Source organism: Shewanella sp. ZOR0012 (assembly GCF_000798835.1).
GTDB lineage: Bacteria > Pseudomonadota > Gammaproteobacteria > Enterobacterales > Shewanellaceae > Shewanella > Shewanella xiamenensis.
The window spans coordinates 3,273,306-3,295,586 of sequence record NZ_JTLE01000094.1; the positions used below are offsets into that span (position 1 = coordinate 3,273,306).

The following is a 22,281-nucleotide window of genomic DNA, read 5'->3' on the forward strand; positions in this document are numbered from 1 at the left end:
GCTTTCGGGGTACAGGATGTACCATCGGAAGCGATAGCAATTTATCCATAAGACCAAGGCTAGTCTCTAATGCATGTAACTTCGCTAGGGGCGGCAAGGGGAGATGCAAGAGGGGGATTGCTGTTGATCCCCTTCTTGCCCTGGTGTGGAATGGAATTCCACGACTTTGATTTAAAATTCAAACGAAGTTTGAATCAGCTTTTCAAACCGCGTTAGCGCAAGGCCGATCCAGCTTACTCTGGATCACTCCCTATTCAGGGTCATAGTCAAGCACTGGCGCTAGCCACTTCTCCGTCTCTGCGACTGTCATCCCCTTACGCTTAGCGTAATCCTCCACCTGATCGCGACCAATATTACTCACGCCAAAGTAGCGGGATTTCGGGTGGGCAAAATACCAGCCCGATACTGCGGCGGTGGGGAACATGGCGTAGCTTTCGGTAATATTTAAGTCGATGGTTTCATTCGGCTTTAATAGTTCCCACAGCAGGCCTTTTTCGGTGTGATCCGGGCAAGCGGGGTAACCCGGTGCAGGGCGAATGCCCTTGTATTTCTCACGAATTAACGCCTCGTTATCGAGCTGCTCATCGGCGGCATAACCCCAAAACTCTTTACGTACGCGCTCGTGCATCCGCTCGGCAAAGGCTTCGGCTAAACGGTCGGCTAAACACTTGAGCATAATGGCGTTGTAGTCATCGTGGTTCGCCTCAAAGCGGGCCACATGCTCATCAATCCCATGGCCTGCGGTGACCGCAAATCCGCCCATATAGTCGGCAACGCCGCTGTCTTTGGGCGCCACAAAGTCGGCGAGACAGAAGTTATCGTTACCCACCCGCTCAAGCTGCATCCGCAGGTGATGGGTAGTCATTTCTACTTCGGTGCGAGTCTCATCAGTGTACAGCTCAATATCATCGAAGTTGACAGTATTGGCGGGAAACAGCCCAATCACGCCCTTGGCGGTGAGCCATTTTTCTTCGATGATTTTTGTAAGCATCGCCTGACCATCGGCGAACAGCTTCTGCGCCTCAACGCCGACTACTTTATCGGTTAAGATTTCAGGGTAATGGCCGTGCAGCTCCCACGCGCGGAAGAAGGGCGTCCAGTCGATACGGTCTACTAAGTCGGTTAATGGATAATCATCAAATACTTGGCGACCGAGCACCTTGGGTTTGAATGGGGTGTAGTTTGCCCAATCGTGCTGGCAGCGGTTTTCGCGGGCGGCCTCTAGCGAGACGATTTCCTTACGCTTGGTTTGGGATAAACGCTTGGTGCGCATATCGTCATATTCGGCGTAGGTTTCATCGATAGTCGCTTGGCGAGTTTCATTGCTGACAAGCTTGCTGACCATGGGCACGGCGCGGGAGGCGTCGGCAATGTAAATCGCGCCATGGGGATAATGGGGCGCAATCTTCACCGCAGTATGGATTTTCGAGCAGGTTGCGCCGCCGATAATCGCTGGAATGGTGAGCCCTTCACGGTGGAAGGTTTTGACGTTATGCACCATTTCATCAAGGCTTGGGGTGATAAGCCCCGACATGCCGATAATATCGATATTGTGTTCTTTCACCGCCTCAAGAATGCGCTCTACCGACACCATCACGCCCAAATCGAACACTTCAAAGCCATTACAGGCGAGCACCACGCCAACAATATTTTTGCCGATATCGTGCACATCGCCTTTTACGGTCACCATCAAAATCTTACCGTTCGACTGACCTGCGACTTTTTCCTTTTCAATAAAGGGATTGAGGTAGGCCACGGCCTTTTTCATCACCCGCGCGGATTTGACCACCTGTGGCAGGAACATTTTACCCGAGCCAAACAGGTCGCCAACGATATTCATACCGTCCATCAGCGGGCCTTCGATCACATCCAGCGGACGGGAGGCGAGTTGGCGAGCGGCTTCAGTATCTTCGTCGATAAATTCGGTGATGCCTTTGACCAGCGCATGGGCTAAACGTTGATTAACTGGCCATGAGCGCCACTCTAAATCTTCTTTTTTAGCGGCACTTGAGCCATCGCCACGGAATTTTTCAGCAATCTCAAGCAATTGCTCTGTATTACTCGAGCCTTCAACCGGGCAAGGCAGGTTGAGCACCACGTTCTCGACCCGTACTTTAAGCTCTGGGTCGATATCATCGTAAATCGCTAACTGGCCCGCGTTGACAATCCCCATATCCATGCCGACTTTAATCGCGTGGTACAGGAATACCGCGTGAATCGCCTCACGCACTGGATTGTTACCGCGGAAGGAGAACGACACGTTCGACACCCCGCCCGAAATCATCGCGTGGGGCAGGGTGGCCTTAATCTCTTTAATGGCTTCAATAAAATCGACAGCATAGTTATCGTGCTCATCGATACCCGTGGCAATCGCGAAGATATTCGGGTCGAAGATAATGTCTTCGGGCGGAAAGCCGACCTTATCGACCAGCACGCGGTAGGCGCGGGTACAGATTTCGACTTTGCGTGCTTTAGTATCGGCTTGGCCTTGCTCGTCGAACGCCATAATAATGGCCGCTGCGCCGTAGCGTTTAACGAGGGTTGCCTGCTCGATAAACTTATCTTCGCCTTCTTTGAGGGAGATAGAGTTAACAATACCCTTGCCTTGAATACATTTGAGGCCCGCTTCAATCACTTCCCACTTAGAGGAGTCGATCATAATCGGCACTCGGCTGATATCTGGCTCAGAGGCGATAAGATTTAAGAACTTATGCATCACCTCCACGCCATCGAGCATGCCTTCGTCCATGTTGATGTCGATGATCTGCGCGCCGCTTTCTACCTGTTCACGGGCGACATCGAGCGCCTGCTCGAACTTGCCTTCTTTGATCAGCTTTAAGAACTTAGCCGAGCCAGTGACGTTGGTACGTTCACCCACGTTCACAAACAGGGTTTGGGCGTCGATAGTGAGCGGTTCCAAACCTGCTAAACGGCAGGCGACGGGGATCTCGGGTAATACCCGTGGCGCAAACGGTTCCACCGCTTCACGAATGACCTTAATATGCTCGGGCGTGCTACCACAGCAGCCGCCGATAATGTTGAGCATGCCTTCACTGGCCCATTCTTGGATAACGCTGGCCATGTCTTTTGGGGTTTCATCGTAACCGCCAAACTCGTTTGGTAGACCCGCGTTAGGGTGCGCCGAGACATAACATTCGGCGATGCGTGACAGTTCTTCAACGTAGGGACGCAGCTCTTTTGGCCCAAGGGCGCAGTTAAGGCCGATAGATAACGGCTTGATATGGCGAAGGGAGTTATAAAAGGCTTCGGTGGTTTGTCCGGTAAGGGTTCGACCCGAGGCATCGGTAATAGTGCCGGAGATCATCACTGGCAAACGTGCTGGCGAGTTAGCGCCAAAGAGTTCATCGAACACGGTTTCGATGGCAAATAAGGCGGCCTTAGCGTTTAAGGTATCGAAGATGGTCTCGACCATAATGATATCGGCGCCGCCTTCAATCAGGGCGCGGGTCGATTCGCAGTAAGCGGTCACTAACTCATCAAAGTGGATATTACGATATCCGGGATCGTTAACATCGGGGCTGATAGAGCAGGTACGGTTAGTGGGTCCTAACACACCGGCGACATAACGTGGTTTACCCGTGGCTTTTTCGATTTCATCACAGGCCTCACGGGCGAGGCGCGCACCTTCACGGTTAATTTCGGCGGACAGCGACTGCATATCGTAGTCGGCCATGGCGATAGTGGTGGCGTTGAAAGTGTTGGTTTCAATAATATCGGCACCGGCTAATAGGTAGTCGGTGTGAATTTGTTTGATGATGTGTGGCTGTGTGAGCACTAAGAGATCGTTATTGCCCTTAACGTCGGTATGCCAATCCTTGAAACGCTCGCCACGGTAATCGGCTTCTTCTAGCTTGTAGCCTTGGATCATAGTGCCCATGGCGCCGTCTAAAATCAGAATGCGCTTTGACAACTGGTTGCGAATGTCTGCCAGTGTTTGGCTGGCTCGATGGAGAGATATCGCCATAAATGATTACCTTTACTACAGCTAAGTTGAGTCCAAAAATATGCAATTCTGCGGTAAATTGCATTTTATTATTGAATGTCGTTCGTTATGATTTGGACATTTATACGTATAGACGTCCATAATACGCGACATCGGATTGTCAGGGCAAGGTGAAAGTCATTAGGAGCGAGAATCTAGAATCTAGAATCTAGATCCTAAGATTTTTAAAAGGCATATATGAAACAAGTTCGCTTATTACTGTTACGCCACGGGGAATGCGAAGGCGGGGCGATTTTACGTGGCAGAGTCGATGTTCCACTGAGCGAGAAGGGCTGGCGGCAGATGTCAGCGGCAGTCACTTTGCAGGCCAGAGAGTGCCACGGTATTTACAGCTCTACCTCAAGGCGCTGCGCTGAATTTGCCAAGGTGTTGGCGCTGGAGCCGCATTCCAGCTTGTCTGGGAGTTCACATTTAGCTGCACCAACGCCTTCGCCGCTTGAGGTCAACCTGCTGGAGGATCTACAGGAAATGGATTTTGGCGATTGGGATGGTCGCTTGCTCGATGAGTTATATCAACAGGATGGTGAGCGCATGGCGGCCTATTGGCAAGATCCTTGGACCGTGTCGCCGCCCAATGGTGAAACGATGGCAAGTTTTGAGGCTCGTATCGATGGCGCAATAGAGCAGATCCTCAATAAAGAGTTTGCCCTGCTGGCGTTGGATGATGAACAGGCCCACGGCGAGTGTAATGCCGATGCACCCACAGCCAATATCTGGGTTTTGACCCACGGCGGGGTGATCCGTCATTTAATGGCAAGAGGATTGGGGGCGGTGAGAACGGTAGGGTTTTACAGTCAACTGACTTTACCGGTTGCCGCGGTGGTGACGATTAATGTACTCGAAGATAAACATGGGACTCGATACTGGCGCTTAGACTGGCCATCGAGCCATGCTGATTGAGTTTGAAATCTTATGCTAAATGGGATGATGAACATTTTCTGATTTAAACTGCATTGCCTAATGAGCAAGATATAGGATAATGCTTTTCCCTGACGTTTGAGCCAGATAGCGCATTGTGTTCGCTAAGTTTAAATGTCGCAGAAATAGGTGTTGGGAATTTCGCTTTATCCTGCGCTATTCGCTTAAGGCAATAGTCGTTATAAACGCCGGATCAACCCAAACATAATAGGGAATCGGGGTGCTGCCCGTCAGCCAGCCCGAACTGTACCCGCAACTGTGAGTAGTTAAAAGAAGTGCCTAGAATCTAGAACCTAGAACCTTCTTTGCTACAAGTCAGGAGACCTGCCTATTTCTGTTTTCGCTGCGTGCAGCCTTAGTTCTCGAGCGGGTGACTCGAGGGAGCAGAAAATGATATTGATACGTTTCGCCCTGTGGCCCATGGTGCTACTGGGTTTGGGTACAAAATATGCCTGTGGGAGCAGCTTTTAATGAAGCCTTCCACGTCAACAGATGTGCAATCTTCGGTGGTGCTAGCTAATGTGGCACTCAATGTCAGCCAATTGAGTTGGACCATCGAAGGCAAAACCATTCTTTCAGGGATTAACTTTGCCCTACAACGCGGTGAAATGCTGGGATTAATCGGCCCTAACGGTGCGGGTAAATCCAGTTTACTGCGTTGTATATATCGTTTTATTCGCCCAACTCTGGGGCAAATCAGTTTGTTTTCGCAGGACATTAACGAGCTTTCGCCCAAGGCATTTGCCTGCAAAGTAGCTGTGGTGCAGCAGGATACGCCGCACTATTTTGATATGACCACAGAGCAACTCGTTGCTATGGGGCTCACGCCCCACAAAGGGATGTTCGATACTAATTCCAGCGGTGATAGTGAAAAAATTATCAAGGCGCTTGAAAAGGTAGGTCTTAGCCATAAGCGCTATCAGCAATATGAGCGGCTCTCCGGTGGCGAGAAACAACGGGCACTGATTGCCCGCGCTATCGTGCAACAACCTCAGTTACTGATTTTAGATGAACCCACAAACCACCTCGATGTGCGCTATCAAATACAAATTTTGGAGTTGGTTCGAAGCCTTGGCATTAGTGTCATTGCCTCTATTCATGATCTGAATTTAGCAAGTGCCCTGTGTGATAGTTTGCTGCTACTGGATAAGGGGCAAGTGAGCGCCATGGGCACGCCGAGTGAGGTATTAACAGAGGAGCGCATTGCCCAAGTTTTTGGTGTTTGCGCTCAAGTGATGCCCCATCCACAACATGCCAATCCTTTAATTAATTACTTTTATGGTTATCAAAAATCACCGACGGATGATGTGGTTGTATCCGCTCCCCATAACATCAACGGGGAGATAAACACGCCATGATTCACACGTTTAAGCTGATAATGATGAATCTTTTAACCCATATTTTAACGCCATTAACCCGCCAGCAATGGCTGATTCTTGGCTTGGTGGGTTTTGCTCTGCTGACCCCGATTGCGGCCGCCAGTTTTGGCGCGGCAAATATCAGCTTTTTAGATGTGCTGCATGTGTTTATTAAATTATTCAATCAATTTTTCGCCAACGACGATGCGTCAACTGCCGCCTCGATGACGGAGCGGATTGTGATGGAATTAAGGTTGCCACGGATATTGCTCGCGTTTGTGGCGGGGGCGGGGCTGTCTTTAGCGGGCAGTGTGCTGCAAACCGTAACGCGCAATCCGCTTGCTGACCCTTATTTATTTGGCATCAGTTCAGGTGCCTCCTTTGGCGCTGTGGTGATGCTGACCTTGTTTACTGGCTCTGGTCTATTCGGTAATGCTGGCGTTATTGCCAATTCGGGGATTTTTAGTGGCTCAGGAATGTTTGCTGGGCTCCTGTGGTTTAGTTTGCCTTTCGGCGCTTTTATTGGTGCCAGTTTATCCGTTCTTATTGTTCTCGCCTTGTCAGGGCTTGGGCTCAACAGCCAAGTTGAGCGCATGCTGCTCTCTGGGGTGGCAACATCGTTTATGTTTGGCGCATTAACCAGCTTACTGTTGTATTTTGCCAGCCCGCAGGCCACGGCATCAGTGCTTTTTTGGAGTTTGGGCAGTTTTGCTAAGGCCAGTTGGCCGCTCTTAATTTTGCCATCCATCGTTGTATTGGTGAGTTTTTTTATCATCCTCGGTTGGAAGCGGCAGATTATGGCCCTGCAGGCGGGGGATGAAACGGCCCACACCTTAGGGGTGAATGTACCTAAATTACGCCTCAATATGTTATTGCTCTGCTCACTAATTACCGCCGTTTTAGTGGCGACCTGTGGTGGCATAGGTTTTGTTGGATTAATGATCCCCCATACGGTGCGCTTGTTATTTCCCGGGCGTCAGCCAATTTTGCTCACCGCGTTAGTGGGCGGCTTGTTTATGGTGTGGATTGATGTGCTCGCGAGATGTTTACTGGGTAATCAAGAACTGCCCGTTGGGATTATCACCGCCTCGATAGGTAGTTTTTTCTTTTTGCTGATTTTGCGTCGGCGCAACTAATCGAACTCGCGTTTTTCGCAGAGGATTAGCTAATTTAGTACTAAGTGCGTATGGAAAATAGCCGCTGTATGCGTCGTAGTTGTTATCGAACGAGTTATTGAAATCGAATTAGTCATTGGAGTGTGAATGTCTCAATCAAGCCTGTCATTTCAAATCGAGCCTGTGAGTAAAGCGCAGGATCAGGTTATTCAACAAAAAATCGATCTTAAAACCAAGCCGCCAGGAGCCTTGGGGCAACTCGAATCCTTAGCATTACAAATTGCTCGCATTCAAGGGCCGCAACAATTACAGATAGTCAAACCGACCATGTTGGTGTTTGCAGGGGATCACGGCATTGCCGCTGAAGGGGTTTCGATTGCTCCAAGTGAAGTCACCCACCAAATGGTGCAAAACTTTGCCCACGGTGGCGCGGCCATTAATGTGTTTTGTCGCCAATTAGGTTTTACGCTTGAAGTGATCGATTGCGGTATTTTGACACCCGTTGAGGGGCTAGAAGGGATTATCGATCAACGTCTTGGCGCGGGTACTGCTGCTATTCATTTGGAACCCGCCATGCCTTTAACGAGTGTGGATAAGGGCTTTGATATGGCGCGGGAGCTTATTGAGCGTCACCATCAAGCGGGCTGTAATCTGGTTGCGTTTGGTGAAATGGGGATTGGCAACACGTCCTCTGCCGCGGCAATTATGGCGGCGATTATGCAGCTAGATGTGGCTGAATGTGTGGGGCGCGGTACAGGCATTAATAGCGACACTTTAGCGCGTAAGTTAACCTTGGTAGAGCTGGCGTTGCTATCGCATCAAAGTGCGCTTAGTGGGCCAAAACAGGTGCTTGCTTGTCTTGGCGGGTTTGAAATTGTGCAAATGACAGGTGCCATGCTGGCTGCTGCTGAGCGCAAGATGTTGGTGGTTGTGGATGGTTTTATTGCGACAGCCGCCGCATTAGTGGCGGTGACGATCAATGCTAATGTACGGGATTATCTGATTTTCGCCCATTGCTCCGAGGAGCAAGGCCATCAACGTATGTTGGAATATTTGCAAGCTAAACCCTTGTTATCTTTGGGGCTTAGATTAGGTGAAGGTACGGGTGCAGCCTTAGCATTGCCGTTAATTCAAGCCGCAGTAAATTTTTACAATCAAATGGCGAGTTTTAGTGATGCAGGGATTGAGGCTGTTGTATGATGTGCCTGCTAACTTATTTAAAATAATAACGTTTAGCCAATCGTTTTAACTTTAAACCCTGCAGCAAGTGTGTATTCACTAAGGATGCTTTATGTCAGAACGCGAAAGCTGGCACAAAGAGATAGATTTATTTTTTGTGGCCATGGGCTATTTTACCCGTATTCCTATGCCCAAATGGGTCGAAGTCGATGCCGATAAACTCAATAAAGCCAGTCGTTACTTTGGCTTAGTGGGTTTACTGGTGGGACTGTTAAGCGCCATCGTTTTTTGGCTGACTCAAAATTGGTTACCCGCTGGGGTGTCGGTATTGCTGTCGATGTTAACGGGCGTGCTGTTAACGGGCGGTTTCCACGAAGATGGGTTAGCCGATACCTTCGATGGGTTTGGTGGCGGTTGGACGGCCGAAGACAAGCTGCGCATTATGAAGGATTCGCGCCTTGGTAGTTATGGTGCTTTGGCCTTGATTATTGTCTTGATGCTTAAATGGCAATTATTGGTTGAATTAGCGCTTTATGACCCTGTGGTTGCAGGTTCAGCGATGATTGTCGCCCATACTGTGAGTCGAGTCGTGGCCGCGAGCCTTATTTTCACCGAAAAATATGTGCGCGATGATGAGTCCAGTAAATCTAAGCCGTTAGCGCAGCACCAAGGCATTAATGAACTGTTTATTTTGATCGCCAGTGGTGTGTTAGTGCTGTTGGTGTTAAAGGGGATTGCTGCACTGTCGCTGTTGTTGATTATGATCGGATTGCGCCGTTTGATCGTGGTGATCTTTAGACGTCAAATTGGCGGCTATACAGGCGATACCTTAGGCGCTGCGCAGCAAATTTGTGAAATTGTGTGTTACTTCGTGCTGCTCGTTGTAGGTAGCATTCTGTGATCCATTTAGTGCTGGGCGGCGCTCGTAGCGGTAAGAGCCGTTACGGTGAAACCTTAGTACGCCAGTATACGGCTTTAGGATTCGATGCCTGCTACGTCGCAACCGCGCAGGCACTCGATGCTGAAATGGTCAGTCGGATCCGTTTGCATCAAGATGGTCGTGCCCAGGACGATATCGACTGGCAGTTGATTGAAGAACCCTTGGCATTAACCGCCAAGCTTAAGCATTTAGCTAAGCCGGGGCGGGTGATTATGGTGGATTGCTTAACGCTTTGGTTAACCAATCAATTACTTGCTGTCCACCCACAGGCTGAGCCAGCTTCGACCGAATCAGATTTTGCTCTAGCGGTTGCGACATCATCTCAACACGATGTGTTAGCCCACTGGCGACAGGCAAAAACGGATTTTGTCAGTGCGTTAAATACACTTGAAGGTGTGGTGATTTTAATCAGTAATGAAGTAGGCTCAGGCATTGTGCCCTTGGGGGAACTGAGTCGCCAATTTGTGGATGAAGCTGGCTGGTTAAACCAAGATGTTGCTGCGGTTGCGGATAATGTGACCTTAGTGGTGGCGGGTTTACCACTGACGCTTAAATGAGCTGGTGCATTTAAATCAAGTTGTGAATGTTATTTTGAGCCGCTTTCGCGTTTAGTTCGTATAAAAAGAAGCGCCTTTTATCTTATTTTCTGTATTGAGTGATGTCCTTGCCCATGCATTCACATAACGTTGCAGATCCCACGGCAACCAATCAAACGTCAACCGCTAGTTTGCCTCAAACACCGTCCCAAGGCGCCAAAGTATTAATGGTGCAGGGCACCACCTCAGATGCGGGTAAAAGTACGTTGGTGGCGGGAATTTGCCGATTGCTAGTCCGTCAGGGTGTCAACGTCGCGCCTTTTAAACCACAGAATATGGCGCTTAATAGTGCTGTGACTGTTGATGGTGGCGAGATTGGCCGCGCACAGGCGCTGCAAGCCGCGGCCTGTTATTTAGCGCCACATACTGATTTTAATCCGATTTTACTCAAACCCAGTTCAGATACGGGCGCCCAAATTATTGTCCAGGGTAAAGCGTTAACGACACTCGAAGCCTCGGCTTTTTTTGGTGAAAAATCGAAAGATTATAAAGCCATGGCCTTTAATGCCGTGTTGGACTCCTTTGAACGCCTAGGTCAGCAATATCACACCATTGTGGTTGAAGGGGCGGGGAGCCCTGCTGAAATCAACCTGCGTGCAGGGGATATTGCCAATATGGGCTTTGCCGAGGCAGTTGACTGCCCAGTGATCATTATTGCCGATATCGACAAAGGCGGGGTGTTTGCCCATTTGGTCGGGACCTTGGCGCTGTTATCCGAGTCAGAACAGGCGCGGGTAAAGGGTTTTGTGATCAATCGCTTTCGCGGCGATATCAGCCTGTTGCAGCCTGGTATTGATTGGCTTGAGGCGTATACGCAAAAGCCAGTATTAGGCGTGCTGCCCTATTTGCATGATTTGCACTTAGACGCCGAGGATGCGCTCACTGATTCGCCAACTAAGCAGGCAAAGAGTCGTTTTAAGGTGCGAGTGCTAGTGTATCCACGCACCAGTAATCACACGGATGTAGATCCGCTGAGGCTGCATCCCAATATCGATTTTGATTATGTGTCACTACAAACCCAAGCCTCTGCTCAGACACAAGATATTGTCGCCGATCTGCTGATTTTACCCGGCAGTAAAAATGTGCGAGCCGATTTGGCTTTTTTACGTGAGCAAGGCTGGGATAAGCAAATTGCTAAGCATTTGCGCTACGGCGGTAAAGTGCTGGGAATTTGCGGTGGTTATCAAATGCTGGGTGAGCGCATTGCCGATCCGTTAGGGATAGAAGATGTGCTCGGGACTAGCCAAGGGTTGGGTTATTTACCCATAACCACCGAATTTAAAGCCGAAAAGCAGTTACGTAGCGTCGCAGGTGAGTTGAGATTGTTAGGGCAGACTGTGGCGGTCAAAGGTTATGAGATCCACTGCGGTGAGTCCCACTATCTCACCTCCAGTGATGCCGCCAAGGGCGTACCATTACGCTTGAACAATGAGCTAACTTACGATGAACAGGCGGAAAAGTCTTTTGCTGACGGCTGCTTAAGTGAGGACGGGCAAGTATTAGGCACTTATTTACACGGGCTATTCGACATCCCTGAGGCGTGCCAGTTAATTCTGCGCTGGGCGGGATTAGAAGACGCACAAGCAATTGATATCAATGAAATTCGCGAACAACAGTTGAATCGTTTGGCTGATGTACTAGCCGAGCATCTAGATTTACCACAATTACAGGCAATCTTAACCGCATCAGTTAAGCCGTAGGATGAATACCAAACCATGACAACAGCAAACGATAATAACCAAGAACAATTAAAGGCTGAACGCCACAAGGCGCGCCAACAAAAACTCAAAGCGGGAGTCGATGCAAAAATTGCCGCCGCTCAGGATGAAAAAGGCATTTTGTTAGTTCTAACGGGCAATGGCAAAGGTAAGTCGACCTCAGGTTTTGGCACGGTTGCCCGCGCCGTTGGCCATGGCAAAAAAGCCGCCGTAGTGCAATTTATCAAGGGCACTTGGGAATGCGGCGAGCGTAATCTGCTTGAAGGTGCAGGCGTTAGTTTTCATGTGATGGGCACCGGCTTTACTTGGGAAACCCAAGATAAAGAAAAGGATACCGCAGCCGCTCTTGTCGCTTGGGAAGCCGCCGAAGCTTTACTGCAAGACGAGAGCATTGATTGCGTGATGCTCGATGAGCTGACCTATATGGTCAGTTATCACTATCTTGATGTCGAACGGGTTTTGACTGCACTTAAAAACCGTCCATCTATGCAGCATGTGATTATCACTGGCCGCGCCTGCCACCGCGCGATTATTGAGCTTGCTGATACCGTGAGCGAGGTTCAACCCATTAAACATGCCTTTGAGGCCGGAATAAAAGCACAGCCTGGATTTGATTATTAAGCAGAGTGAATAATCTTAGTGAGTTTGGTGAGTGAGCAAACGCCGTAAGCAGTGCTTCAACACTAATTAAGGCTGTTGTTCCGAGATAAAATCCGTTAGCGTTCTATTGAGCGCTTTTGTGGGCATGGATAACTCAAGGATGATGCGATGAATAAACGTATTGTGATTTGTGCTGACGGTACTTGGAATCGACCCGAGAAAGACCTTAAGGTGGATTTTCCCACCAATGTGCTACGTCTGGCGCGGGCCATTAGCCCGATGGCGGCCGATGGAAAACCCCAGCAGGTGTTTTACGATTGGGGTGTGGGCTCCTATTACGATGAAGTGATTGGCGGCGCGACAGGGCGTGGGCTGCATAAAAATATCATGGATGGTTACCGTTATATCGTGCAGAACTACTCCCCTGGCGATGAGATTTATCTCTTTGGCTTTAGCCGAGGCGCATACACAGTGCGTTGCCTGTGTGGCCTTATCAATAACTGCGGTATTCTTAAGCGCCCCGATGCGAGGCTTATCCAACAAGCCTTTGACCACTATAAAAAAAGCAGCGCGCCCTTTGCTCCAAGCGGCGATAAATCCGTTGAGTTTAGACAAAAGCACAGCCATGAATCACGGGAGATTAAGTTTGTTGGGGTGTGGGATACGGTGGGCGCTATGGGGATCCCGATTTCCTTCCTCGGCTTATTTGAAGATAAAGATGAGTTTTACGACACTAAAATTGGTCGCAATGTGCGGGTTGCCCGCCATGCCTTGGCGATAGACGAGCATCGCAGCGACTTTGAGCCCACTATCTGGCAATTACGCGACAATATGGATATGCAGCAAGTGTGGTTTGCTGGCGCCCATAGCAATATTGGCGGCAGTTATCAGCCGGATAAAGATGGCTCTTTATTGTCGGATAATGCCCTTGAGTGGATGATCGCTGAGGCTGAGCGGTTTAATTTAAGTCTCGAGCCACATTTAATGGCCAGTTTACGCCCTAATCCCTTGGCGACGCTGCACGATTCACGCCGTAGTTTTTATCGGATTAAGCAGCCGTATTTGCGGCCGCTTGACCCGAATGTTGCGCCGGTATTGTTGCATCATTCGGTCAAAGTGCGTTGGGATCAAGATCCTCAGTATCGTCCTAAAAACTTGCAGACTTACCTTGAAAAATATGGCTGGCCAGAAAAGTTAATCGATTAAATCATAAGGAATTTCATGTTAATTCGACGCATTATTATCCTAGGTGTCAGTCTTGCCCTGTTACCTATATCTACTATGGCAGAGCCAGCAAAACGTATTATTGCGTTGTCTCCCCACGCGGTTGAAATGCTTTATGCCATTGGTGCGGGAGAGGCGATTGTGGCCGCCACAGATTATGCGGATTATCCCGAAGCGGCGAAAAAAATCCCTAGTATTGGTGGTTATTATGGTATTCAGATTGAGCGCGTATTAGAGCTTAATCCCGATCTGATAGTGGTGTGGGATACGGGCAATAAAGCCGAGGATATCAACCAACTCAAAAGCTTAGGTTTTAAACTGTACAGCAGTTCCCCACAAACGCTTGAAGATGTTGCCAAAGAAATTGAAGAGTTAGGTCAATTAACGGGGCATTCAGAGCAGGCTAATCAAGTGGCAACGGATTATCGCCGCGAGCTGCTTCGCCTTCGCAATGAAAACGCCGCTAAATCTGAGCCTAAAGTGTTTTATCAGTTGTGGTCGACGCCCTTAATGACGGTTGCGAAAAACAGTTGGATCCAGCAGATTATTGGCGTGTGCCATGGGCAAAATGTCTTTTATGATGCGGCGAGTGATTATCCGCAGGTGAGTCTTGAGAATGTGCTACTGACCTTGCCCGAGGTGATTTTACAAAGCGAAGAAGAAGGCAATGTTAAAGGGATTGATTGGCGTAAATGGACCGAAATCCCCGCCGTTAAAAACCAGCATATTTATCAATTAAATGCCGATTTATTACACCGCGCGACGCCTAGAGCTTTACTTGGTGTAAAGGCCGTTTGCGATGCCTTAGATAAGGCACGTTAATCAATCGCCTTTTGCTAGTAAATTCACTGTTATAAGCACTACAACGCACTGTTTGATATGCATTTATTGTTCTAAGCAATAAGGGAATCCTATGAATACACTACTGACTTGTTTGTTTGTCGCCATGTTATTGCCGTACTTAGCCAAAGGTCCTGTGGCCTGGGCGATGGCTAAAGCGGGTGGTTATGATAACCATCATCCTCGCAGCCAGCAGGCGCAGTTAACTGGATTTGGTGCTCGGGCGTTAGCGGGGCATCAAAATGCGTTTGAATCACTGCTGATATTTGGCTTGGCGGTGCTGACTGTAATCGCAACCGGCAAGGTGACACCTACAGCCGAATGGTTAGCCATTGTGCATATTGTGGCGCGCTTTGCGTATCAGATTTTATATCTATTGAATAAAGGCACCTTACGATCCCTCTCTTGGTTTGTGGCGATTTTCAGTGCCTTTGGGATCTTTTTTCAAGCTTTTTAAGCCGAGTAAACCCTTTGAGGGTGGAGCTTACCTTAGGAATGTTGTTGTGATCTTGAGTCGCATTTGAGTATTTTTTTATCGAATCAGCATCAATTAATCGTTTTATAAAAAACGCTGGTATGGCAGCCAAAGAATTATGAACTGCCTCAACCGTTTGTCGATAATATGTAAATCCATGCTGATTTTTGTGGTTGAAAACATGTTATTTTTGTTTCAGTTTCTTGTGGTTTAAACAATTTCATAAAACTATTTTCTTTTTGTAAGCTTCGGCGTTTAAAAGCTTTAAATGTTAACGTTTTTTATCTTCAAATTTGATAACTATCAATGAAGTGAGAGGATGATCCCCCTAGTATTCGTACAAATTACTTTATCTAGATACACGATGCCATCATCCTTATTACCTCATCTAAAACAACATCACTTACTTACTAAAGCATTTCTATTTGCCAGCATTGCGATTGTGATTATTACATTATTAATAGCAGTGTTAAATTATCAAAACCATGTTCGATTAAGAATGGTGGGGTATGAGGAAATACTGAATGTACTTGAAAGTACCTATATCTATGAGCTAGTTAAAGAAAATGAAAAGCAACATTCAGTCTTAATTTCTATGCTTGATCAGAATGCTATTCTTGCAGGTGAGTCTGTATTTAATCCCGTTTGGGCTGTAGGGCATAAAATTAAAATGGAAGAAGAGCATTATATTTATTTTTATAATGCCTTAAATGGACATATTGATAGCTACCCTCATTGGGAAAAAAGCGCTGATTTTAATCCTGAGACGCGACCTTGGTTTCATATTCTTAAATCTGAATCAAATGCCCCAGTTTGGATCGGTCCCTATGAGGAATTTAATAGCCATCAAAAAGTACTAAGTCTTGGGCAAAAAGTATTGTCTGACAGTGGATTACCTATTGGTGTTATGCTGGTTGATATGTCTCTTGATACCTTGGATAAAGTGTTGGAGCGAATGTCGACCAATTTAAATATTTCAGTTTTTATTCGTGATCGTCAAAGCCAAGAAATGTTGTCAGTAGTGAATGGTGAGCTATTACAGTTCGATACTGTTTCTGCAAATCAATCTTTAGTTTGTGTTAGTGGTTTACTGAATGGCATATTGCTAGTGAAACCTTTAGCCTATGCTGATTGGGAAGTAGGTATTTATGTGCCAGCAGTTAGGTTCCAAAAGGCACTTGTGGAACAGCTTGTTTTACTATTACTTCCTATTGCTGCATTTTTTATTGTTGCCGCTATGGGAACTAGGTCACTAATGAAAGTTTTTAGACAAGAACTTAAATTAATTGAGTTAGAAGTTGAACAGTTAAATGGCGTGTTATCTGAAGATAAATTAGTGAATTCATCTTGGTTCGTGGATAAAAGCCTGCGAAAAATTAAAAATAAACTAGCAACGCAACATTTAAAACTTAGGCTTGATCCCTTAACGAATATAGGCAATCGTCGTGCATTTGATGAAGATCTTAATCAATTTGGAATGCATCAGCCGCCCCATGTGTTAGTCCTGATTGATGTCGATTTTTTTAAACAGATAAATGATCAGTTTGGTCATCAGTTTGGAGATTCTGTGCTGCGACGTGTCGCAGATATTTTGGCGGTGACTTTCACTCGTGGACAAGTGTATCGATTTGGTGGCGATGAGTTTGCCTGTTTATTCCCTTTGGAAGATAAAGCTGAATTAGTGAACAATCTTAATCGGTTATTAGATACTATCCGTCTGCAACAATGGCGGGAGAAACAGTGTCGGGTAACTTTAAGCATAGGTATTGCCATTGGCCCAAAGTTGCCCCAAAAATTATTTGAGAGCGCTGATGCGGCATTATATCGCAGTAAAGCTGCTGGGAGGGATTGCTGGCACTTAGGCTAAACAGAATTTGAAGTTAACCTAATTGGCTATCGCCGGGTTTAGCTTTTTATGCCAAAAATAGGGTTTGATGATTTTATCGTCGATTTCCTGACGTTAGTTAAGGAGATTATGATTTATTGTCACTTTATAAAAACATGTCAAATAATCGATCTTTTTCCATGGTAAATCGTGAATTTTGACAGTTTAACGCAAACTTTAATCTTAAACTGCTAAAACTCTGTAATTTAAGGTTTTTGTGTTTTTGTATCTCATTGATTAATGGTATTTATTTGACATTTTTTGGTCATTAAATTGACAGTTTTCTTTAGATAAAACCTCAGTTATATTGCAGATGTCGATACAATTATTGAGGTTTAAATACCATGTTACGTCTACTAACCTATGGCCTCGTTGCCGCTGGCGCTTGGTTTATTTATTTGGATGTTGCCGACTATTTTGGCATGGAGACCTTTGATAAGGCATTAGCTGAAGATGTGCAGCAAAAAGTGGAAGCCCGAAAGGCAAAAGCAGCAGCGGAGCAATATGCACAGCAACTTAAGCAGCAGGTTGATTGCCAAACGACAAAAACATGTACTCAATAATGGCGATGTATCAAGTTTGTTCTTGCTGCGCATAAGTAAGCAACTGATTCGCCACAGTGTCACTGCATCAGAGGGGCAAATAGGATTGTTTGCCCCTCTTTGATTTTAGGTGCTTGCATAAACGACAGATGAGAAATTTGTTTGCTTTGAATGCATTCTATATGCTGCGGGCTTTGGGGATTTAGGACGTGTTGGCGTGTCTGCTATGTTATCGCCTGTTTAGATTGAGTCATGACATCGCACGGACTTTGCTTTGTATAAGTGTCAGTCAAATGCTGCAAAATAACCCTGAAACCTCGCACGCCCTAGTAGTGCTGTTTCATAAAAGTGCAATTAAGGAAAACCTTACTATACTTTTACACTAATCCAACCGTAAATCAGGGATTGTGATCATGGTACACAAGGATGTAGTGACTAAAGATAGTGAAGTCAAATTTTCTGAAGATCTACAGCTCGTTTCCACAACCGATCTTAATGGCGTAATTACCTACGCTAACCCCGGCTTTTGCCAAGTGGCTGGATACCAACTCGATGAAATGATTGGTCAGCATCATAATTTAGTTAGACATCCAGATATGCCGAAAGCTGCCTTTGCCGATTTATGGAAACATTTAAAGCAAGGCAAGCCTTGGCGTGGCATGGTTAAAAACCGTTGTAAAGATGGTAGTTATTATTGGGTCGATGCCTATGTTACCCCCATCTATGAGGATGGCCGGATCTCAGGTTATCAATCAGTCCGTTGTTGCCCTACGCCTGAACATAAAGCGCGTGCTAGTGTGATGTATAAGGAGTTAAGAGCGCTTGAAAACAAGAAAAATATATTTTGGGGCAATAAGTTACTATCAAATCATCTAGTCAGTTTTCTTTTATTATCCATAGCCATTGTCTGTAGTATTTGGTGGCTAACCTTTCCTCAATCACTCTTAGTGATCTTGCCCTTACTTGCTATCATTGCCTTAAATCGACAGCAGTTATTTTTAACGCCTAGATACTTGCAGCGATTAGAGAATGACTACGATAGCATTAGCCGGCTGATTTTTTCTGGTGACGCCCCCCACAGTATTGCAGATTTTCATATCAAACTTGGGCAGGCGCGAATTCGGACTGTTTTAGGAAGAGTTGATGACGCAACCCATTCATTGAAATCTATTGCGGATCAGATTAGTACGTCTATGTCTACCACGAGCAATGATATCACCTCCCAAGATCTACAGATCCAACAAGTTGCTACTGCGGTGACTGAAATGGCATCCGCAGCAGAAGAAATTAATCGTAATATCCAAGCGAGTAATCTACAGATTGAAGAAGCCCGTCGTCATTGTCAGGTGACCAGTCAGCAACTTAAAAATGTTGAAACTGAAGTTGCCTCATTAGCGACCCAAGCTGAACAAGCTTTTGATTCTGCGGTAGCGTTGTCCAGTGAGTCAGAACGAATAGACACTATCATGTCTGAAATACAAGGGATTGCTAATCAAACGAATTTGTTAGCACTCAATGCTGCAATTGAAGCGGCTCGCGCCGGTGAGCAGGGGCGAGGATTTGCAGTTGTTGCCGATGAAGTTCGTAATCTATCTACTCGTACTCATAAAGCGACAGAGCAAATTCAAACAAGTATAGGGCATATTCAGCGTACACTGAATGAATGGAAAGAGTTGATGCATTTGAATGTTGGTAGAACGAATACTTGCCTTTCTAGCACTCGAATTGGAGCGGAATATTTAAATCATATTACGGTTGAAATAGATAAAGTATCCGCTTTTTCCAGCCAAATATCTTCAGCTGCAACTGAGCAACAAGCCGTGATTGAAGATATTAATAGAAATATTAATCTTATTTCATCAATATCCCATGACAATAGTATGAAAGTTGAAGGCGTTAGTGCGACGAGTAAAAATTTATTGAATAGAGCAAATCAACTTAAAAACTTAAGTCAAACCTTTGGTTAGCGATAATAAACAGTTGTTTTTATCGCTAACGAATATGTTTGTATTGTAATTGTTGAGATTTAATTGCGGAGTGAATCATGGATAGGACAATAAATGAACGTGTGCATTATGTTCATGCACGACTCCGTAAAAATTTTGACAAATTAACTAGAATCGCAATTGCTATATATGATCAACATACAGATAAAATTAAAACCTTTGTGCATAGTACAGATGGTAAGCCACCGTTGAGTTTATATGAGGCAAAATTGAGCGAAACACCTTCTCTCCAACATATAGTGGAAAGCCGCCAAGCTAGGGTATTAGATAATTTATGTACTCAACTTATATATAGTTCTGAACATAGTCGAAAAGTGCTTGAGGCGGGCTACGAATCTAGTTATACCGAACCATTGTATTTTAATGATCGTTTTGTTGGTTTTTTATTTTGTAACTCTAAAGAGAGTAGTTATTTTGATGATGCAATACGTGCTGAACTTTCCGCATATGCACAAATCCTTGCAGGTATCATTGCAGTTGAATTTCTTTCTATTCAGACATTTAATGGGGCACTTATTACTGCCAGAGCCTTTGGTCGTTATCGTGATGAAGAAACGGCAAATCATTTACATCGAATGTCTTCATATTCGCGCATCATCGCTAAGACAGTCGCAAAAGAGTTAGGATTAAGTGATGAGGAAGTTGAGTTTATTTATCTATTTTCTGAGTTACATGATATAGGTAAAATCGCCGTGCCAGATGCAATACTATTGAAGCCAGAGAAATTAACCACTGAAGAATTTGAGGTGATGAAAACTCATACTATTAAAGGTCGAGAGATGATTAATTTGATGATTAATGAGTTTAGTCTCAATGGGATACACCATACGGAGATGTTAAAGAATATTATCAACTACCATCATGAACGTTTCGATGGTAAGGGATACCCTGAGGGATTAAAAGGAGAGGATATTCCGTTAGAAGCAAGAATAGTCACTGTTGCTGATGTTCTGGATGCTTTAACAAGCAAACGACCATACAAAGAGGCATGGTCATTTGAGGATTCATTTGCTTATCTTGAGGATAATGCGGGTCAACAGTTTGATCCTAAGTGTGTCATGGCTGTGCTCAATAATAAGCCTGAATTTCTTACAATTCATAATCAATATGTCGATCTATAAAATGGTCATTATTTATTGGTGCCTTTCAATGTAACCATACTATTTTCGATTTATTAAAAATAATAAGTCGTGCGAAGTATTTTTATATGTGCAAGCTCAAATCTTTGGTTTTCTTTAGTCTTGGTTCTTAACCATTTCAACCAGTCTTCTGATCGCTAAGATGACTTATGTAGTGAAACCGATGGTCTATCGCGTTTGCATCTCTACATGTTCCCATTTTTACGATGGAATTTACTGAACGAACATGGCATGCCCGCGGGTCATTTTATCAAAAGCCGCCTCAACTGCTCGACACATGCGATATTTCCGTAGTCAAGTCAGTATTACAAACATAGCTATTAAGCAAATTGTCAGGATTTTATTGTTATCTTTCGCGCCCTGTGTTTTGGCTAGTTGGACTGCGATTGTTTTTCTCCAGAGAGATTCCATGTTGATAAACTGTAAACTGCCCTTAGTAATGCTTATGCTATTCCTAATGTCTATGCCTTCACCTCTATTCGCCGCAGCAGAAATGACCGACAACAAATTGGTGTTTAATCAGCTCTTGTCTACGGCGTTTACAACTGAAAAGACTTGCTATCCGCTTGCAAATTGTCAGTCAACAAAACCACCTATTATGGGATTATCAGCCTTAATTCAGCCTTCCTATACCCAAGTGAATAATCAAGATACTCAAGGTGAACATCGTATTGGCGGCATTATATTTCAACCAGAGCGTGAGCAACGGTCTGTGCAGCAGGCTGAACTTCAACCTGTCACTGTAAGTATCCACTCCATTGATGATTTGATGCTCTTTTTTGAATCCCTTAATTACACTGCTGAAAATTTCCATGGGGGGAATAAATCGGTTCCGAGATTAACCTTTGATGCCGTAGGTAAAGGATGGCGGTCGGTATCAGAGCAATTGCCTGTGAAGCAAAAGAAGATGGTGTTTTTTAGATTGATGACCCCCTTAGTATTATTAGCGAATGAAAAAGTGTTACAAGAACGGCAACAGGTAATCTCTGCGCCCCTCAACGACACTGGCTTGGTCGCTTTAGCGGTTAAGTACAAAGTTATCAGTAATCCAATACCGTCGTTATCACCGTCCCACAGGCAAACCCTGCTTGAACGGGTAGATATTTTGCCTCCATCTCTAGTATTGGCCCAGGCGGCAAAGGAAAGTGGTTGGGGGACATCGCGCTTTACTCTTGAGGGGAATGCCTTGTTTGGTCAGTGGGATTTTAATGGTAATGGTATGGAGCCTAAGCAAAAGCGCCAGGGGATGGGGCAGTACGGGCTGGCGCGATTTAAGACTCCCTTAGCCTCCGTTGAAGGATACTTATTGAATTTAAATACCCATAGTGCTTACCACAAAATGCGTCAGCTTCGTGCCAAATCAAGGCAAGCCAATCAAACAATTACGGGTGTTGCACTTGCTGGTACCTTGGATCGATATTCAGAGCGCGGCTACGCCTATGTTGAGATGATCCAGAAGATGATCCGTACTAATAAGCTCTATCTGGCAGATGAGGCCTATTTAGATGATGATATGCCGTTGCATTTGCTCACAAGAACCCACTAATAATTCATGTTTAAAGTGAGATTGGGTTTAGTTGCTCCGCTTACACACTGTTACAAGCGCCATTTTGTAGATTTAACAATCGTAGAGACGACGATATAAATTAGGTATTGTCAAAGAGAGCGTAGATAGGATGTTGTTGGCGCTCTTTGCATACATAGTCCTAGTATGTGCGGATT

General features: G+C 45.7%; 17 protein-coding genes and 1 riboswitch. Of the genes, 16 read left to right on the forward strand and 1 reads right to left on the reverse strand.

Annotated features, from left to right (window positions below; all coding sequences use genetic code 11):
- Positions 1-250 precede the first annotated feature (250 nt).
- Positions 251-3,985: a methionine synthase gene (gene metH, locus L976_RS15965; RefSeq protein ID WP_047538311.1), complete on the reverse strand. Its 3,735-nt coding sequence runs from the start codon at positions 3,983-3,985 to the stop codon at positions 251-253.
- Positions 3,986-4,201: 216 nt separating this feature from the next.
- On the opposite strand from metH, the gene L976_RS15970 reads away from it, so the two are divergent.
- From L976_RS15970 to L976_RS16045, 16 genes are all read left to right on the forward strand, one after another.
- The gene (locus L976_RS15970) at positions 4,202-4,924 is read left to right on the forward strand and encodes a histidine phosphatase family protein (RefSeq protein ID WP_047538314.1); all 723 of its coding nucleotides are present in this window, start codon (positions 4,202-4,204) and stop codon (positions 4,922-4,924) included.
- Positions 4,925-5,099: 175 nt separating this feature from the next.
- A riboswitch (cobalamin riboswitch) is annotated at positions 5,100-5,288 on the forward strand.
- 124 nt (positions 5,289-5,412) lie between these two features.
- A complete protein-coding gene (locus tag L976_RS15975; protein ID WP_047538316.1) occupies positions 5,413-6,300 on the forward strand; it encodes an ABC transporter ATP-binding protein in 888 nt (295 codons plus the stop codon).
- Positions 6,297-7,436, forward strand: coding sequence for a FecCD family ABC transporter permease (locus L976_RS15980; RefSeq protein WP_052184009.1), 1,140 nt, complete (start codon positions 6,297-6,299; stop codon positions 7,434-7,436). Before L976_RS15975 ends, L976_RS15980 begins: the two co-directional genes overlap by 4 nt.
- Positions 7,437-7,562: 126 nt before the next feature.
- A complete protein-coding gene (cobT, locus tag L976_RS15985) occupies positions 7,563-8,615 on the forward strand; it encodes a nicotinate-nucleotide--dimethylbenzimidazole phosphoribosyltransferase (RefSeq protein ID WP_047538319.1) in 1,053 nt (350 codons plus the stop codon).
- Positions 8,616-8,706: 91 nt separating this feature from the next.
- Complete coding sequence (locus L976_RS15990) at positions 8,707-9,495, forward strand: adenosylcobinamide-GDP ribazoletransferase (protein ID WP_037414785.1); 789 nt, start codon at positions 8,707-8,709, stop codon at positions 9,493-9,495.
- Positions 9,492-10,091: a bifunctional adenosylcobinamide kinase/adenosylcobinamide-phosphate guanylyltransferase gene (gene cobU / locus L976_RS15995; RefSeq protein ID WP_047538322.1), complete on the forward strand. Its 600-nt coding sequence runs from the start codon at positions 9,492-9,494 to the stop codon at positions 10,089-10,091. The genes L976_RS15990 and cobU overlap by 4 nt, the downstream gene beginning before the upstream one ends.
- A gap of 113 nt (positions 10,092-10,204) precedes the next feature.
- A complete protein-coding gene (locus tag L976_RS16000; RefSeq protein WP_047540610.1) occupies positions 10,205-11,830 on the forward strand; it encodes a cobyric acid synthase in 1,626 nt (541 codons plus the stop codon).
- Between the two features lie 15 nt (positions 11,831-11,845).
- On the forward strand, positions 11,846-12,469 hold the full coding sequence (gene cobO / locus L976_RS16005) for a cob(I)yrinic acid a,c-diamide adenosyltransferase (RefSeq protein WP_037428432.1): 624 nt from the start codon (positions 11,846-11,848) through the stop codon (positions 12,467-12,469).
- A gap of 147 nt (positions 12,470-12,616) precedes the next feature.
- Positions 12,617-13,654 (forward strand): DUF2235 domain-containing protein, encoded by a 1,038-nt coding sequence (locus tag L976_RS16010; RefSeq protein WP_047538323.1) that lies wholly within the window; start codon positions 12,617-12,619, stop codon positions 13,652-13,654.
- A gap of 15 nt (positions 13,655-13,669) precedes the next feature.
- Entirely contained in the window at positions 13,670-14,494 is an 825-nt protein-coding gene (locus L976_RS16015) for a cobalamin-binding protein (protein WP_047538328.1), read from the forward strand.
- 91 nt (positions 14,495-14,585) lie between these two features.
- On the forward strand, positions 14,586-14,969 hold the full coding sequence (locus tag L976_RS16020; RefSeq protein WP_037428426.1) for an MAPEG family protein: 384 nt from the start codon (positions 14,586-14,588) through the stop codon (positions 14,967-14,969).
- Between the two features lie 382 nt (positions 14,970-15,351).
- Positions 15,352-16,854, forward strand: coding sequence for a sensor domain-containing diguanylate cyclase (locus L976_RS16025; RefSeq protein ID WP_197062285.1), 1,503 nt, complete (start codon positions 15,352-15,354; stop codon positions 16,852-16,854).
- Positions 16,855-17,216: 362 nt separating this feature from the next.
- Positions 17,217-17,435 (forward strand): hypothetical protein, encoded by a 219-nt coding sequence (locus L976_RS16030; RefSeq protein ID WP_037421608.1) that lies wholly within the window; start codon positions 17,217-17,219, stop codon positions 17,433-17,435.
- Between the two features lie 410 nt (positions 17,436-17,845).
- Positions 17,846-19,381, forward strand: a complete 1,536-nt coding sequence (locus L976_RS16035) for a methyl-accepting chemotaxis protein (protein ID WP_197062286.1) — start codon at positions 17,846-17,848, stop codon at positions 19,379-19,381.
- Between the two features lie 77 nt (positions 19,382-19,458).
- Entirely contained in the window at positions 19,459-20,541 is a 1,083-nt protein-coding gene (locus tag L976_RS16040) for an HD domain-containing phosphohydrolase (RefSeq protein WP_047538334.1), read from the forward strand.
- Positions 20,542-20,968: 427 nt separating this feature from the next.
- Positions 20,969-22,105, forward strand: a complete 1,137-nt coding sequence (locus L976_RS16045; protein WP_231570507.1) for a glucosaminidase domain-containing protein — start codon at positions 20,969-20,971, stop codon at positions 22,103-22,105.
- The last annotated feature ends 176 nt before the right edge of the window (positions 22,106-22,281 follow it).

Bases quoted from the DNA above. Each gene is read 5' to 3' on its own strand.
- L976_RS16040 (WP_047538334.1), top strand. From the start codon at position 19,459: ATGGATAGGACAATAAATGAACGTGTGCATTATGTTCATGCACGACTC.
- L976_RS15975 (WP_047538316.1), top strand. From the start codon at position 5,413: ATGAAGCCTTCCACGTCAACAGATGTGCAATCTTCGGTGGTGCTAGCT.
- L976_RS15990 (WP_037414785.1), top strand. From the start codon at position 8,707: ATGTCAGAACGCGAAAGCTGGCACAAAGAGATAGATTTATTTTTTGTG.
- L976_RS16010 (WP_047538323.1), top strand. From the start codon at position 12,617: ATGAATAAACGTATTGTGATTTGTGCTGACGGTACTTGGAATCGACCC.
- L976_RS16015 (WP_047538328.1), top strand. From the start codon at position 13,670: ATGTTAATTCGACGCATTATTATCCTAGGTGTCAGTCTTGCCCTGTTA.
- L976_RS15970 (WP_047538314.1), top strand. From the start codon at position 4,202: ATGAAACAAGTTCGCTTATTACTGTTACGCCACGGGGAATGCGAAGGC.
- cobT (WP_047538319.1), top strand. From the start codon at position 7,563: ATGTCTCAATCAAGCCTGTCATTTCAAATCGAGCCTGTGAGTAAAGCG.
- L976_RS15980 (WP_052184009.1), top strand. From the start codon at position 6,297: ATGATTCACACGTTTAAGCTGATAATGATGAATCTTTTAACCCATATT.
- metH (WP_047538311.1), bottom strand. From the start codon at position 3,985: ATGGCGATATCTCTCCATCGAGCCAGCCAAACACTGGCAGACATTCGC.
- L976_RS16045 (WP_231570507.1), top strand. From the start codon at position 20,969: ATGTTGATAAACTGTAAACTGCCCTTAGTAATGCTTATGCTATTCCTA.
- L976_RS16025 (WP_197062285.1), top strand. From the start codon at position 15,352: ATGCCATCATCCTTATTACCTCATCTAAAACAACATCACTTACTTACT.
- cobO (WP_037428432.1), top strand. From the start codon at position 11,846: ATGACAACAGCAAACGATAATAACCAAGAACAATTAAAGGCTGAACGC.
- L976_RS16030 (WP_037421608.1), top strand. From the start codon at position 17,217: ATGTTACGTCTACTAACCTATGGCCTCGTTGCCGCTGGCGCTTGGTTT.
- L976_RS16000 (WP_047540610.1), top strand. From the start codon at position 10,205: ATGCATTCACATAACGTTGCAGATCCCACGGCAACCAATCAAACGTCA.
- L976_RS16020 (WP_037428426.1), top strand. From the start codon at position 14,586: ATGAATACACTACTGACTTGTTTGTTTGTCGCCATGTTATTGCCGTAC.